Source organism: Paraburkholderia phymatum, from assembly GCF_040965635.1.
Taxonomy (GTDB): domain Bacteria; phylum Pseudomonadota; class Gammaproteobacteria; order Burkholderiales; family Burkholderiaceae; genus Paraburkholderia; species Paraburkholderia phymatum_B.
The window spans coordinates 146,367-160,260 of the sequence record NZ_JBFRCH010000003.1; the positions used below are offsets into that span (position 1 = coordinate 146,367).

The 13,894-nt window shown below is 64.3% G+C and carries 12 protein-coding genes and 2 pseudogenes; 8 read left to right on the plus strand and 6 right to left on the minus strand.

Features of this window, described 5'->3' with window-relative positions; translation table 11 throughout:
* The first annotated feature begins 118 nt into the window (after positions 1 to 118).
* From AB4Y32_RS07270 to AB4Y32_RS07300, 7 genes are all read left to right on the plus strand, one after another.
* Positions 119 to 1,156, plus strand: coding sequence for a transporter (locus AB4Y32_RS07270; protein ID WP_368721074.1), 1,038 nt, complete (start codon positions 119 to 121; stop codon positions 1,154 to 1,156).
* Between the two features lie 143 nt (positions 1,157 to 1,299).
* Positions 1,300 to 1,608, plus strand: a complete 309-nt coding sequence (locus AB4Y32_RS07275; protein ID WP_087733456.1) for an EthD family reductase — start codon at positions 1,300 to 1,302, stop codon at positions 1,606 to 1,608.
* Positions 1,609 to 1,861: 253 nt separating this feature from the next.
* Positions 1,862 to 3,610 (plus strand): L-arabinonate dehydratase, encoded by a 1,749-nt coding sequence (gene araD, locus AB4Y32_RS07280; RefSeq protein WP_368720678.1) that lies wholly within the window; start codon positions 1,862 to 1,864, stop codon positions 3,608 to 3,610.
* Between the two features lie 27 nt (positions 3,611 to 3,637).
* A complete protein-coding gene (locus AB4Y32_RS07285) occupies positions 3,638 to 4,375 on the plus strand; it encodes a ribonuclease activity regulator RraA (protein ID WP_368720679.1) in 738 nt (245 codons plus the stop codon).
* An 81-nt stretch (positions 4,376 to 4,456) separates the two neighbouring features.
* The gene (locus tag AB4Y32_RS07290; RefSeq protein ID WP_368720680.1) at positions 4,457 to 5,782 is read left to right on the plus strand and encodes an MFS transporter; all 1,326 of its coding nucleotides are present in this window, start codon (positions 4,457 to 4,459) and stop codon (positions 5,780 to 5,782) included.
* Between the two features lie 57 nt (positions 5,783 to 5,839).
* Positions 5,840 to 6,904: a LacI family DNA-binding transcriptional regulator gene (locus AB4Y32_RS07295; protein WP_368720681.1), complete on the plus strand. Its 1,065-nt coding sequence runs from the start codon at positions 5,840 to 5,842 to the stop codon at positions 6,902 to 6,904.
* A gap of 223 nt (positions 6,905 to 7,127) precedes the next feature.
* On the plus strand, positions 7,128 to 8,345 hold the full coding sequence (locus tag AB4Y32_RS07300; RefSeq protein WP_368720682.1) for an NnrS family protein: 1,218 nt from the start codon (positions 7,128 to 7,130) through the stop codon (positions 8,343 to 8,345).
* Between the two features lie 35 nt (positions 8,346 to 8,380).
* Here the strand turns inward: AB4Y32_RS07300 and AB4Y32_RS07305 are convergent, their stop codons facing one another.
* Together AB4Y32_RS07305 and AB4Y32_RS07310 are read right to left on the minus strand one after the other, a co-directional pair.
* Positions 8,381 to 10,057: a methyl-accepting chemotaxis protein gene (locus AB4Y32_RS07305; protein ID WP_368720683.1), complete on the minus strand. Its 1,677-nt coding sequence runs from the start codon at positions 10,055 to 10,057 to the stop codon at positions 8,381 to 8,383.
* 262 nt (positions 10,058 to 10,319) lie between these two features.
* Positions 10,320 to 11,181: pseudogene (locus AB4Y32_RS07310) on the minus strand (LysR family transcriptional regulator); the annotation flags it as partial.
* 288 nt (positions 11,182 to 11,469) lie between these two features.
* On the opposite strand from AB4Y32_RS07310, the pseudogene AB4Y32_RS07315 reads away from it, so the two are divergent.
* A pseudogene (locus AB4Y32_RS07315) lies at positions 11,470 to 11,848 on the plus strand (SDR family oxidoreductase); the annotation flags it as partial.
* Between the two features lie 31 nt (positions 11,849 to 11,879).
* Here the strand turns inward: AB4Y32_RS07315 and AB4Y32_RS07320 are convergent.
* The 4 genes from AB4Y32_RS07320 to AB4Y32_RS07335 all read right to left on the minus strand — a co-directional run bounded on the left by AB4Y32_RS07320 (position 11,880) and on the right by AB4Y32_RS07335 (position 13,805).
* Positions 11,880 to 12,266 (minus strand): DUF488 domain-containing protein, encoded by a 387-nt coding sequence (locus AB4Y32_RS07320; protein ID WP_368720684.1) that lies wholly within the window; start codon positions 12,264 to 12,266, stop codon positions 11,880 to 11,882.
* A 151-nt stretch (positions 12,267 to 12,417) separates the two neighbouring features.
* On the minus strand, positions 12,418 to 12,726 hold the full coding sequence (locus AB4Y32_RS07325) for a putative quinol monooxygenase (protein WP_368720685.1): 309 nt from the start codon (positions 12,724 to 12,726) through the stop codon (positions 12,418 to 12,420).
* 327 nt (positions 12,727 to 13,053) lie between these two features.
* The gene (locus tag AB4Y32_RS07330; RefSeq protein ID WP_368720686.1) at positions 13,054 to 13,386 is read right to left on the minus strand and encodes a hypothetical protein; all 333 of its coding nucleotides are present in this window, start codon (positions 13,384 to 13,386) and stop codon (positions 13,054 to 13,056) included.
* Between the two features lie 86 nt (positions 13,387 to 13,472).
* Positions 13,473 to 13,805: a ribbon-helix-helix domain-containing protein gene (locus AB4Y32_RS07335; RefSeq protein WP_368720687.1), complete on the minus strand. Its 333-nt coding sequence runs from the start codon at positions 13,803 to 13,805 to the stop codon at positions 13,473 to 13,475.
* Positions 13,806 to 13,894 lie beyond the last annotated feature (89 nt).

Here is a 13,894-nt window from a genome sequence, read left to right on the forward strand (position 1 = left end):
CCGTCAAGCAGAGCCGTCAAGCAGCCATCAAGCGGCTGTCAAGCGGCTGTCACGTAACGCGAGTGCCGCAAGCTCATGTCAGAATGGCGCTTTCGTGGACCCCACCCTCGAAACGCACATGAACCTGAACCTGGCGCCCGCCACGTATGGGGCCGACCGCTCCGGCCTTGTCTGCGGCTTTCGTTTTGCTCCCGACAAGCCCGGCATTGCTCTCGATGCCGACTCCGCCGCCGAATGGCTCGACGAGGTGGCGAAGGCGACGGACAATGCCAATTCGGGCGAGTTCCTGTGGCTCCATTTCAATCTCGCGCATGTATCGAGCGAACGCTGGATGCGCACGCATCTCGACCTGCCCGAAAGCTTTTTCGAAGCGTTTCGTGAAGGCTCGCACTCGACGCGCATCGAGCATCAGTACGGCGCGCTGCTCGCCGTCGTCAACGACGTGATGTACGACTTCGAGCAGACGTCTTCCGACATCTCGACGCTCTGGGTCTACACACACGAGCGCATCATGGTCACGGCGCGCCTGAAGCAGCTGCGCTCCGTCGACCGGCTGCGCGCGTCCGTGCGCAACGGCGAGAGCTTCGATACGGCGGCCGAACTGCTGATCCACCTGCTGCGCGATCAGGCCGATCTGCTCGTCGAGATCGTGCGCAGAACGAGCATCGAAGTGGACCGCATCGAAGATCACTTCCTGTCGCTGCGCGCGTACGAGAGCCGCCGCGATCTCGGCGCGATGCGCCGCGTGCTCGTGCGTCTGCAACGGCTGCTCGCGCCGGAGCCCGGCTCGATCTTTCGCCTGCTAGTCCGGCCGCCCGCCTGGCTGTCGCCCGCCGATGTCCAGAGCCTGCGCGATTCGACGGAAGAGTTCTCGCTGGTGCTCGGCGATCTGTCCGGCCTCGCTGAGCGTATCAAGCTGCTGCAGGAAGAAATCGCCGCGCGCCTGAACGAGCAGACCAACCGCACGCTGTTCACGCTGACCATCGTCACGGTGCTCGCGCTGCCCATCAATATCATCGCCGGGCTGTTCGGGATGAACGTCGGCGGCATTCCGCTCGCGGAGAACAAGCACGGCTTCTGGATGATGGTGCTGCTCGTCGTCAGCTTCACCTTGCTCGCGGGCTGGTGGGGGTTCCGGCGCCGCATGCCGCGCTGAGTGCGCGGAGCGTGGCGCACATGGACCGCGGCACTCGAAAACGCGATCCCTTCACAAAGGGATCGCACAGGCCGGGCGTAAAATCATGAGCCGTTCGAGAGGAACGTCACTGCACGCTGGACGCCCGTTTCAGGAGGCATGACATGGCAAAGCTCGTCGCGCTGTACAACGTACCCGCAGACCGCAACGCATTCGACGCCCATTACTTCGAGAAACACGTACCACTCGCCAAGACCATTCCGGGCCTGCGCCGCTATGAAGTGAGCGTGGGGCCCGTCGCGAGCGCGAAAGGCGAATCGCCGTACGCGCTCGCCGCCATCCTCAGCTTCGACAGCTTCGACGCGCTGCAACAGGCGATGACCACGCCCGAAGCGGCCGCGACCACCGCCGACCTGCAGAACTTCGCGCAGGCCGGCGTCGAACTGCTCGTGTTCGACACGAAGGAAGTCTGACGCGCAACGCAACACGCTGCGCGTTCGCGCCGTATATCGCGCGTTCGCGCGGCTCGTTGCTCGCGGCTCGCGGCTTTTCCGCGCGCAGACGCACTATCCAGGCCGCTTCTACGTGTAATCCCTGGCGGACTGCCTTGGATGATAACGCTACCATCCGTTCATCCCATCGTCATCGATCCGCACAGAAAGAACGCCCGTCGCGTCCGCCCGCTTTGCTTCGAGCGGAAATGATAGCGCTACCAAGGAGACTCATTTGTCCTCGAATCGCAAGAAGCCGGAAGAGTTGCGCAGCTACCGCTGGTACGGCGTCAATGATCTTCGTTCGTTCGGCCATCGCTCGCGCACCGCGCAGATGGGCTATCACGCGTCCGATTACATGGGCAAGCCGGTGATCGCCGTCGTCAACACGTGGAGCGAGATCAACTCGTGCCACACACACTTCAAGCAGCGCGTCGAGGAAGTGAAGCGCGGCATCTGGCAGGCGGGCGGCTTTCCCGTCGAGATGCCCGTGATGACGCTCGCCGAGCCGTTCCAGAAGCCGACCACGATGCTCTACCGCAACTTCCTCGCGATGGAGACGGAAGAACTGCTCAAGTCGTATCCGTTCGACGGCTGCGTGCTGATGGGCGGCTGCGACAAGACCACGCCCGGCCTGCTGATGGGCGCGATCAGCATCGACCTGCCCGCGATCTATCTGCCCGCCGGTCCGATGCTGCGCGGCAACTGGAACGGCCGCACGCTCGGCAGCGGCTCGGACACGTGGAAGTACTGGGCCGAACTGCGCGCGGGCAAGATCACCGAGGACGAATGGAAGGGCATCGAGAGCGGCATCGCGCGCTCGCCGGGCCACTGCATGACGATGGGCACGGCATCGACGATGACGAGCGCGACGGAAGCGCTCGGCCTCACGCTGCCGGGCTTCTCGTCGATTCCCGCAGCGGATTCGCGGCACGCGCAGTACGCGTCGCTGACGGGCCAGCGCATTGTCGAGATGGTGTGGACCGACCAGAAGCCGTCGGACATTCTCACCGCGAAGTCCTTCGATAACGCCGTCACGACGGTGCTCGCAATGTCGGGTTCGACGAACGCGATCGTGCACCTCGTGGCCGTCGCGCGCCGCGCGGGCATCGATCTGACGACCGCGCGCTTCGACGAGCTCGCGCGCGTGACGCCCGTGCTCGGCAACATTCGTCCCGCCGGCCAGTATCTGATGGAGGACTTCTACTACGCCGGCGGCCTGCGCGCATTGCTCGTCGAGCTGGGCGAGCTGATCGACGGCATGCAGATGACCGTCAACGGCAAGACGCTCGGCGAGAACATCGCGGGCGCGGAGATCTTCAATGACGACGTGATTCGCAAGCGCGGCAATCCCCTCGTCGAGCGCGACGGTCTCGCCGTGCTGACGGGCAATCTCGCGCCCGATGGCGCCGTGATCAAGCCCGCCGCGATGGAGCAGCATTTGCTGAAGCACCGTGGCCCCGCCGTCGTGTTCAAGGACTACAACGACATGGCCGCGCGCATCGACAGCGACGAACTCGACGTGACGGCCGACTCGGTGATCGTGCTTCAGCATGCGGGTCCCGTCGGCGCGCCGGGCATGCCCGAATGGGGCCAGTTGCCGATTCCGCAGAAGCTGTTGAAAGAGGGCGTGCGCGACATGGTGCGCATCTCCGATGCACGGATGAGCGGCACCAGCTACGGCGCGTGCGTGCTGCACGTTGCGCCCGAATCGTTCGTCGGCGGACCGCTCGCGCTCGTGAAAGACGGCGACATCATCGAACTCGATGTGGCCGCGCGGCGCCTGCATGTCGATGTCAGCGATGCAGAACTGGCGAAGCGCAGGCAGGCGTGGACGCCGCCGAAGCGTCCGTTCGAGCGCGGCTTCGGCGTGATGCATCAACTGCACGTCACGCAGGCGAACAAGGGTTGCGACTTCGACTTCCTCGAAGAAAAACTCGCGGCGTCGCCGGAAGTGAACCGCGACGAGCCGGAAATCCATTAACGCACACTACGTCATAAGCGACTGAAAATGACCGCATCCGAACAGCAGACCGTGAGCGCCGAGGCGCTCGAACAACTTCGCCACGTCAGCACGGCGACGCTCACCACGCAACTCTTCAAGCGCGGACTGCGCAACGTGTTCCTGCAAGGCGTCGCGCCGCTCGCGAAGCCCGCGCCCGGCGCGCCGAATCTCGTCGGCCCCGCGTTCACGCTGCGCAATATTCCGGCGCGCGAGGACCTCGATCATGTCGGCGTGTTCCAGAACCCGGATCATCCGCAGCGCAAGGCCGTCGAGACGGCGCCGCCCGGCAGCGTTCTCGTCCAGGACTGCCGCGGCGAGCGTTCCGTCGCATCCGTCGGCTCGATTCTCGCGTTGCGGCTCGCGAAGCGCGGCGTCGCGGGCATGGTGTCCGACGGTCCCGTGCGCGACAGCGGCTCGATTTCGGAACTCGGCCTGCCCATCTGGTGCGCGGGCGCGAGCGCGCCGCTGAATCTCGCGAAGCATCACGCCGTCGACATGAACGTGCCGATCGCATGTGGCGGCGTGCCCGTGTATCCGGGCGATATCGTCGTCGCGGATGTCGATGGCGTGGTGATCGTGCCGCGCGAAATGGCCGAAGAGGTCGCGCGCGATTCGATCGAGCAGGAACGGCTCGAAGCGTTCATCACCGGGCGCATCGCGCAAGGCAATCCGCTGCGCGGCAACTATCCGCCGAACGACGAAACGCTTGCCGCGTACGACGCGTGGCGCGAAGCACAGAAGTAACGAAGCAAAGCGCCATCCGTCACGAACACAACCTGAACAGCGAGCGAGGTCCGCGCGCAGGCAGCGGGCCCGGGAGACACCGTGAACACCGTCACTTCAGCGATCGACGAATCGCGCCTCATCAACCGGCTCGGGCTGCGGCTCATGCCGTTGCTCGGCCTCCTGTATCTGGTCGCGTATATCGACCGCTCGAACATCAGCTTCGCGAAGCTGCAGATGCTGGGCAGCCTCGGGCTTTCCGAAGTGGCGTACGGACTCGGCGCATCGCTGTTCTTCATCGGCTACCTGATCTTCGAGGTGCCGAGCAATGTCATGCTTCACAAGTACGGCGCGCCGAAGTGGATGGCGCGCATCATGTTCACGTGGGGCGTCGTGACGATCCTGCTCGCGTTCACGAAGAACGCGACGATGTTCTATGTGCTGCGCTTTCTGCTGGGTGCGTCGGAGGCGGGGCTCTATCCGGGCGTGATCTATTTCCTGACGCTGTGGTTTCCGCAACGGCATCGCGTGCGCATGCTCGGCTATTTCACGGTCGGCAGCAGCCTCGGCAACATGGTCGGCGCGCCGATCTGCGGATGGCTGCTCGACAAGGGCGGCTTCCTCGGCCTGCAAGGCTGGCAGCTCGTGTTCGTCGTCACGGGCATTCCGTCCGTGCTGCTGACGCTCGTCGTGCTGTTTCTGTTGCCCGCGTCGCCGCGTGAAGCGACGTTCCTCTCGGACGACGAGAAGGCATGGCTCACGCGCACGCTCGAAACGGAAAGCGCGCAGGCCCGCAAGAACGCCGCGCGCCACGCATCGCTGCTGAGCGTGCTCGCCGAGCCGCGTGTGATCGGCATGGCGCTCTACTACATGATGCTGTCGATCTCCGTGTACGGCGTCAGCTACTGGCTGCCGACACTCGTGAAGGGCTTCGGCGTCAGCAACACGACGAACGGTTTTCTCAACATCATTCCGTGGCTGATGGCGACGATCGTGCTCGCATGGCTACCGTCGAAACTGCGCGCGGGCAATCGCGCGCTCATCGCGATGCTCGCATCGGCGCTGCTTGGCATGGTGTTCTTCCTGTCGTCGGTGTTCATGCCGACCAACACGCTGCGCTTCATCGCGCTGTGCTTCGGCGCGCCGTGCATGTATCTGCTGATCCCGTGTTTCTGGACGCTGCCGCCGAAGTTCCTGTTCGGCGCGCGCGCCGCGGCGGGCATCGCGGCGATCAATTCGCTCGGCAATATCGGCGGCTTCATCGCGCAGAACCTCGTGCCGTTCGTCAAGCAGACGACGGGCAGCACGCAGGCGCCGATGCTGATTCCCGCCACCTGCATGCTGATCTTCGCGGTCGTGACGAGCTTCGTTCTGCGACGTAGCGGCAATGCGGCGCAAAACGTGAGCAGCGCGCCCGTGACGGAGTGAAGCCGCCTTGAGGCATTGGCTACAATAGCCGCGCCACATTTTCGGGTGCACACATTCATGTCGACCGCCAAGCCAAACGACGCATCGATCGCGCTCAAGGACAGCGCCGCGCCCGCGCGCCGCACGCGCGGCGGGCCGAAGGGCGTGCGTATCACGGATGTCGCGGCGCAGGCGGGCGTGTCGCCGATCACGGTGTCGCGCGCGTTCAACAATCCCGCTTCCGTGGCGCCCGAAACGCTCGAACGCGTGCGCCAGGTCGTGCAGAAACTCGGCTACGTGCCGAACCGGCTCGCGGGCGGCCTGTCGTCGGCGCGCTCGCGGCTGATCGCGGCCATCGTGCCGACCATCGCGCACTCGCTGTTCTCCGAGACCATCCAGGTGTTCAGCGAGACGATGTCGCGCGCGGGGTATGAAGTGCTGCTCGCGCTGAGCGGCTACAGCGACACGAACGAAGAAAGCCTGCTCGATACCGTGCTGAGCCGCCGTCCCGAAGGCGTGCTGCTGACGGGCGTCGCGCACACGGATTCATTGCGCGAGCGCTTGCGCAACGTCGGCATTCCCGTCGTCGAGACGTGGGACATGACGGATACGCCCATCGACATGCTAGTGGGCTTTTCGCACTACCAGATCGGCGTAGCGGTGGCGGAGCGGTTTCTGTCGCGCGGCGTGAAGCGGCCCGCGCTGATGTCGGCGAGCGATGCGCGCGCGCTCGCGCGCCGCGCCGGGTTCCGCGACCGGCTCGCGAAAGCGGGGATGACGGACGTCGCCGAAGTGATCGTCGAGCCGCCGAGCTCGCTGGCGACGGGCAAGGCGGCGCTGCCGCAACTGCTCGAACGCGCGCCGCAAGTCGATGCCGTGTTCTGCGGCTCCGATCTGCTCGCGATCGGCGCGCTGGGCGCGGCGAAGCGCCTCGGCCTCGACGTGCCGTCGCGGCTTGCGATCTGCGGCTTCGGCGATCTCGACTTCGCGTCGGAAACGTCGCCGCAACTGACGACAGTGCGCGTCGACGGCACCCGCATCGGCGTGAGCGCCGCGCGCTTTCTGCTCGACCGGCTGAATGGCGTGCACGAGCCCGCGTTCGTCGATGTAGGGTTTAGCGTGGTGGAGCGGGAATCGGCGTGATGAGTCGGTCGGACTCCGCATTGAGTCATGGCGACTCTGTCAAATCGACTAGCAAATACTACAAGTCGCTGTTTTTCCACATCTAAGTTGTTGGCACGAATCGTGTGTAAGGGTTTACGCGGCCATAACAAGCCGTGACTGTCAGCACTGCGAGTAAGCCCGTCAAGAGCCGCGCAGCGGCAGCGCCGCTTGCCGTTCTTCCGATGCCTGAAACGAGCGAATCATGAAAATCGTCGAACCGCGTTCAACCTTCGTCCCGTTCCCCGAACGCTACCGGCCCGGGCGGCGCTTCGCACTGTTCGACCTGGGCTTTCGGCCGTTCTATCTGGCGGGCGCTTTCTTTGCTGCGCTTGCGCTGACCGTATGGCTGCTGATGCTCGCGGGCGTGCCCGTCAACGGCAACTACCTGCTGAGGATCGACCCGATCGGCTGGCACGCGCACGAAATGGTGTATGGATTCGCCGCGTCGATTGTCGCGGGCTTTCTGCTGACGGCGGTGCGCGCATGGACGGGCATGCAGACGACGAGCCATCGCGTGCTCGCCGCGCTTGCGCTGTTGTGGCTGTGCGCGCGCGTGCTGGTGTGGAGCGGGCCCGCCGTGCCCGCCGCGATCGTCGACAGCGCGTTTCTGCCCGCCGTCGCCTGCGTGCTGCTGCGCGTGCTGACGAAGGCGGGCAACCGCCGCAACTATTTTCTCGTGCCCGTGCTGCTGGTTTTCGGCGCGCTCAACGCCGCGTTTCACATCCTCGTGCAGACGGGCCGGCCCGATCTCGCGCTGCGTTGCCTGTACGCGGCGGCGGGCATCGTCGTGCTGCTGGTCAGCGTGATCGGCGCGCGCGTAATCCCGATGTTCACGTCGAACGCGATTCCTGGTTTCGTCACGCGCCGCTGGAAACCAGTCGAAACGATCTCCGCGCCGCTGACGCTCGGCGCGCTGTTCGCCGACGCAGCCGCCGTGCATCCCGTCATTGTCGCGGCGCTGGCGTTCGCGGCCTGCGCGGTTCACTGCGCGCGCCTGATCGGCTGGCGCTCGTACAAGGTGCGTGGGCCCGCGATACTGTTGATCCTCCACGTCGCTTATGCGTGGATGCCCGTCGGCTTCGCGCTGCTCGGCGCGAGTGCGCTCGGGTTCGTGCCGCATTCCGTCGCGTTGCATGCGTTCACGGCGGGCGTGATCGGCGGCGCGATCATCGCGATGATCACGCGCACCGCGCGCGGCCACACGGGCAGGCCGCTCGTCGCCGATACGCGCGACGTCGCGAGCTATGCGCTCGTCACGCTGGGCTCGGCGTTGCGGATCATCGGTCCGTTCGTCGCGCCGGGTCTCTATCACGTGTGGATCTGGAGCGCGGGCCTGTGCTGGATCGCGGCGTTTGTGATCTACGCGCTCGCGTATGCGCTGCCGCTGATGCGCCCGCGCGAGGACGGCAAGCCGGGCTAGGGCGCTTTCGGGTCCCGTCGATAGCGCAGGCGCCGTTACCCTTCGATCTTGAAGCGAGAAACGCCCGTGCGCAGTTGATTGGCGACGAGCGTCAGATCGTCGATTGCCCGCGACGACTGGCGCAACGACTCCGCCGTCTGCTGCACTGTCTCCGACAGCTGCGACAGCGACTGCGCGATCTGCCCAACGCTCGCGGCCTGGGTCTGCATGCCTTCGTTGACGTGATGGAATCGCGGCGCGAGCGTCTGCGCGTCGCGAATGATCTGAGATAGTTGCCCGCTCATCTGCTGCATGTCGTGCATGCCGCGCCGCGCTTCTTCGGAGAACTCGTCCATGGCCGCCACGCACGCCGCTACGGCCGACTGGATCTCGTTTACCGCCGGTTCAACGTCATGGTTGGCGACGGCCGTCTGATCCGCGAGACGCCGGGCTTCCATGGCGACAACGGCAAAGCCCTGGCCATGTGCGCCGGCCTTTCCTGCTTCGGTCGCCGCGTTCAATGACAGCAGGTTGGCGTGATCCGTGACCTTCGCGATCGCCGCGGCCACGTGGTTGATGTTGATCGCCTTTTCGTTGAGGATCGCGAGCTTCGCGCTGTGCGAGTCCGCCGCTTTCATCATGCTGCGCATCGTCGCTTCGATGTGCGCGAGGCCGCTCTGGCTGTTGCCGGCGCGCACCGCCGACTGCTCCGTGATTACCGATAACTCGTTCATCGCGTGCAACAGGTCATGCGAGGCCACGGCGATTTCCCGCGAGGCCGCGCCGATCCCAACCGTGGTCGCGGCCGTCTCGCTAGCCGTCGCGTGCTGCTCCTTCGACGTCGCCGCGATCTCGGCGACGGAAGTCGTCACCTGCAGCGACGATCTCTGCGCCTGCGCGACGAGGCTGTTCAGTTCCTCGGCCATCCGGTTGAAGCCATCTTCGAGCGCGCCGAATTCATCGCGGCGTCCGAGCTTGAGCCGCTGCGTGAGATTGCCCGTGCGCATCACGTTGTGCACTTCGACGACACTCGACATCGGCACTGTGATCGCCCGATACAGCGAATAACCCGTCACGAGCGCGACGAGCAGCGTCACGCCGAGCGCCGTCGCGAGCGTGATCTCCATGCTCGTCACCGAATCGCGGATCGCTTTCGCGGAATCGTCGGCTTGTCCGCGGTTCTCGGTCACGAGTTCGTTCGCCGTGCGCAATACGTTGTCCCACGCGGGCGCGAGCTTGATGAACGCGGCCTGCGCATCGGGTTTCGACGTCGCGGCAAGGCGCATCGCTTCGTGCTGCTGCGGAAGGTACTGGTCCCACGCGGCCTTGAAGTCGCGAAAGTGCGCGCGGTCCTGGTTGCGAAAGAGCGTCGCCTGGTATTCGGCCGACACCTGATCGAACTGCCGCATGATCTGCGGCAGGCGGTCGAGATCGCGCTTGGTCGCGTCTTCGTCGCTATCGACGAAGAGCGCGCGTTCGAGCGTCGAGTAGCCGCTGTTTGCCGTCGCGCGCAGCGTGGTCGCGAGATAGAGGCCGGGCACCGAGTCGCGGCCCATGCTGAGCGCCTCGTCGTCCATCACGCGCAGCCACGTGTACGAGATGGCGGCCATCGCGAGCATCAGCACGAATAGCACGCCGAAGCTCAGCACGATCCGCCTGCCGAGCGACAGGCGGGCGCCGCGCTTCGGGTCGGGCAGATCGGTGTCGCTTGTGCGGGACGTCGCTGTGGCCATTGTCGATGACTTATCCGGTGAAATTGTGAGTGGCGTGCGGGTGGTCGAATGTCCCGACGGTCCATGCCGATGCTATGAGCAAACTACACGATCACATGGCAGTTCATTATCGCAAAAGGCGCTGGAAATCCGCTTCAACTCGGGACTTTGCAACATATGCGCCGGGTGGTCCCATGCGCAAGCCGTTAGATCGCGGCCGGATCGCGCCGCTACAAAAGCACGACGACCGCGCTACAACGCGTCCCTGCGCCAGACGCTCGCGCAGATGATCGACGAACACGCGCACGCGCCGCGAGATGCTGGCTATGCGGATAGATCGCGTGCACCGGCGCCGCCGACATACAGTGATGCGGCAGCACGCGGCGCAGCCTGCCGTTGAGAATGTCGTTGCCGACATCCCAGATCGACTTCACGGCGATGCCCGCATCGGCGAGCGCGAGCAGATGCGCGGCTTCTCCGTCGTTCGTGACGATCGCGCCGTCCACGCGCACCGCGATGCTTTCGTCGCCTTCGAAGCGCCATTCCGCGCGCCGCTGGTCGCGGATCAGGATGCAGCGGTGCGAGGCGAGATCGCGCGGATGCCGCGGCACGCCGTGCTGCTCCAGATAGGCGGGCGACGCGCGCAGCACGCGGAAGTTCGGCGCGAGCGTGCGGGCGATCAGCGATGAATCCGCGAGACTGCCGAAGCGGATCGCGAGATCGAAACCGCTTTCGACGAGATCGACGACGGCATCCGTCAATTCCAGTTGCACGTCGATCTGCGGATGTAGCCGCTGAAAACGGGCGACCAGTGGCGCGATCTTCTGGCGCCCGAGCTGGCCTGGCGCCGCCACGCGCAGCAGCCCGCTGACTTCATGGCGGCGCTGCGACAGCAGTTCTTCCGCCTGCTCGATTTCGTCGAGGATGCGCACGACGCGCGCATGAAACAGCGCGCCTTCTTCGGTGAGCGTCTGACGGCGCGTGGTGCGCTGGATCAGCCGCACGCCGACGCTTTTCTCAAGCTGCGCGAGCCGCTTGCTGACCACGGAGAGCGGCAGGTCCATTTCCCGCGCAGCCGCCGACAGACGGCCCGCCGATACCACACGGGAGAACGCAATCAGCGCAGGCAGGCTGTCGCTGCGGATGGAGTTCATTCTTTTCAAAAAAGCAAGGATTCGGCAATCTTGAAGCGGCATTTCTTCCGTAGCGCGAAGACTAGCATAGGGACGTTCGGGCGATAGACTGGCGTCGTCGCGATGCGATGTGGATTTGATCAATCCCGTTGCGTCGACCTGTTTTCATCGACCCTATTCAGCGGGAGATCCCTTCACGAACTCGCCTCAAGCCACGCGCGTGCGGATCGTCGGCGGCCGCTCGGCCATCGGCGCGGCGGCTGCCACGCCTTTCGCCGCGCCCGGCGCGCAGATGACGACCGCATCGCGCGCGCCGCGAAGATCGCGGAAGGCGGATCGCTGACGTTCGTATCGGGCTTTCTCGCCGCGCGTCCGAGCAGGACGTCGGTGCTGCAACGCGCGATCAACGCCGCACTCGAAGCGCTTGCGCGCGGCCTTCCGCTCGAACTGTCGCCCGTGCGGGGTGAGCATGGTGTAGCCGGGGCTGATCGCGACGCCATTGTGGTCGAAGCTCTCCGGCGATGTCCGCGACGCCATGTTCGAAGGCGCAGCGAACCGTTTGCCGGCGAAGCGCGTCGGCCAGCCGGGACACGTCGCGAACGCGATCGTCTATCTCCCGACGACGACTTGCGCGACGGGCTCGACAATGCTCGTCGATAGACGCGGCGCGATTGCGTGAGCGCGCGATGCGCACCGCGCGGAGGCGGGCACTATGCGAGCTTTGCGCCCCGGTCGGCGAGCAGTTGGCGCAGCACGCTGCGGTGGCAGCGGTTCTCGTCCTCGCAGTAGCAGCCGACCGAAAAATTTGCCGTCTGCGACAACGCGGCGAGCGTGTCGAGCACCTTCGATGCATCGCCGTTGTTCATCTCCGAGCGGAACTTGCGCACGAACGTGTGCCATTCGGCATCGGTCGTCGCGGCCAGCGCCTGAGTGACGAGTTCCGGCGTCGGCGACAGGATCGGCAGCCAGACGTCGTAGTAGTTGCGGCTGCCGAACTCGGCCTTCGGCACGCCGCGCGGCGGCCGCCGCACCGTGCCGATGCGCACGCCCTCGTCGGGCGCACGGTCCGATCCGAGCTGAACGATACGAATGGACATGAGGTGAGGTCTCCTTTAGCGGATAGTAGTTATACACGGTCTCGCGTCGGCTTCGTGTTGATTCATGCATGGTTTCATGCCGGCTGGCCGCGAGCGCCGGCGAGCGCCGCCGCTGGCGCAGACGGATTGCGCGCCTGCGCCGGGCGCGCCGTCAGCCGAGCGTGTTCTTCATGCCGAGTACGTCGATGCGGCCGATTTGCGGCGGCCCCGTGAACAGATCGTTGGCGACGCCCATCAGCGCCTTGGCGATCGGGCCGTCGAGATGCGCCTGGCGGCCGGCCTCGTCGGGGAATGCATCGAACACGCCGTAAGTGTGCTCGGCGATCTTCAGCGCGAACCAGATCGGCGTCGTGGTTTCCTGGTTCGCCAGTTCGAGCCCATTCTGCAGGAACGCTTCGACTTCCGCTTCTTTGCCGGGCTTCGCTTCGAAACGTGCGAACAACGCGTACTTGATGGTCATGTGACTCTCCTGTGATGGTGAACGCGACTGCGCCGGAAATCTGATCTGTTCAATCATTGCGGTCCACGGCGGGAAGGGTGGAGTTATCGTCTTTCAACGGTATTCCAGGCAACTTCGACATCGCCTCGCTACAGCGTTGTCTCGGTGACATAGGTGCCCGTGAATGCCAAAGCCAGTCTATCCCTTTCGTCGGTGCGCGGCAGGGGCGAGGTGCCCCCGTCGGTACTGCATGTTTCTGGCGGCCGCCGCAAGTCCAGATAACAGATACCGGGTATTCCCCAGCGATATGTTCGCCGCGGCGGCCGTCACACTGGCAACAGATGCGCGTTAGCCCATCATGCCGCCTGCGCCTGCCCCCATTCCCATGGCCTGGCTCGCGAGGCTCATCAGATCTTTGAGCAGGTTCATCAGGTCACTGAGCAGATTGCCGCCGCCACCTGCCGATTGCGTGCCGCCGCCGCCAGAATCCGGCGAAAACATCTGCGGCGATTGATTGGACGCTTGAGAAGCATTGCCTGCAAACCCATCAGTCGACGGGGAAGAATGATTGTGGCCGCCAATGACGGAGGTTTGCGTGGCGGTTGAGTTCGAAATGCTAACTGACATGTTTGTTTCCTTGATGTGAGCCCATTCACGAAGGGCGAATGTTGCGATGGACACATGAAGTGTCCGCCATGCTGGAGAGTAGTGACAATTCTTTACATGGAACCTCCCGAAGAGTGAATGCGTGCGTTGAGCGCGAGGCGCTATCGAACGTTCCGTTTTTTAGGCGATGAAGGTGATCTGTTGAAATCCATCAGGTGTGCTGATGAGCCTACTCGCTTGATAAGTTGCACGACGCAGATCACGCGTACGTAGCCAGTGAAGTTCCACACGTACTCGTGTGCAAGATCCATTTCCATCGCCCATCGTGATATCAACTTGCCGACAGTCAGCGATTTTTCACGGGCAAGTTCCTCAATGATCGACCAGTAGATTTCTTCCAGCCTGAGACACGTCGCGAGACCGTTCACGCGAACTGACCGCTGCCTTGGTTTCAGAAGATCAGCGTTGAAGCTGCAATACGTTGTACTTGCCATTTGACTCTCACAATTTCTTTGACATCCCTATGCTCCAGTCAAAGTGGAGAACAGGGAATTTCTTTTTCGTGAAACTTCAAGGTATTCCA

What these genes read in the sequence shown, in the direction of transcription:
- AB4Y32_RS07270 (WP_368721074.1), top strand. Translation starts at nt 119, where the DNA reads ATGAACCTGAACCTGGCGCCCGCCACGTATGGGGCCGACCGCTCCGGC.
- AB4Y32_RS07275 (WP_087733456.1), top strand. Translation starts at nt 1,300, where the DNA reads ATGGCAAAGCTCGTCGCGCTGTACAACGTACCCGCAGACCGCAACGCA.
- AB4Y32_RS07285 (WP_368720679.1), top strand. Translation starts at nt 3,638, where the DNA reads ATGACCGCATCCGAACAGCAGACCGTGAGCGCCGAGGCGCTCGAACAA.
- AB4Y32_RS07295 (WP_368720681.1), top strand. Translation starts at nt 5,840, where the DNA reads ATGTCGACCGCCAAGCCAAACGACGCATCGATCGCGCTCAAGGACAGC.
- AB4Y32_RS07300 (WP_368720682.1), top strand. Translation starts at nt 7,128, where the DNA reads ATGAAAATCGTCGAACCGCGTTCAACCTTCGTCCCGTTCCCCGAACGC.
- AB4Y32_RS07305 (WP_368720683.1), bottom strand. Translation starts at nt 10,057, where the DNA reads ATGGCCACAGCGACGTCCCGCACAAGCGACACCGATCTGCCCGACCCG.
- AB4Y32_RS07320 (WP_368720684.1), bottom strand. Translation starts at nt 12,266, where the DNA reads ATGTCCATTCGTATCGTTCAGCTCGGATCGGACCGTGCGCCCGACGAG.
- AB4Y32_RS07325 (WP_368720685.1), bottom strand. Translation starts at nt 12,726, where the DNA reads ATGACCATCAAGTACGCGTTGTTCGCACGTTTCGAAGCGAAGCCCGGC.
- AB4Y32_RS07335 (WP_368720687.1), bottom strand. Translation starts at nt 13,805, where the DNA reads ATGGCAAGTACAACGTATTGCAGCTTCAACGCTGATCTTCTGAAACCA.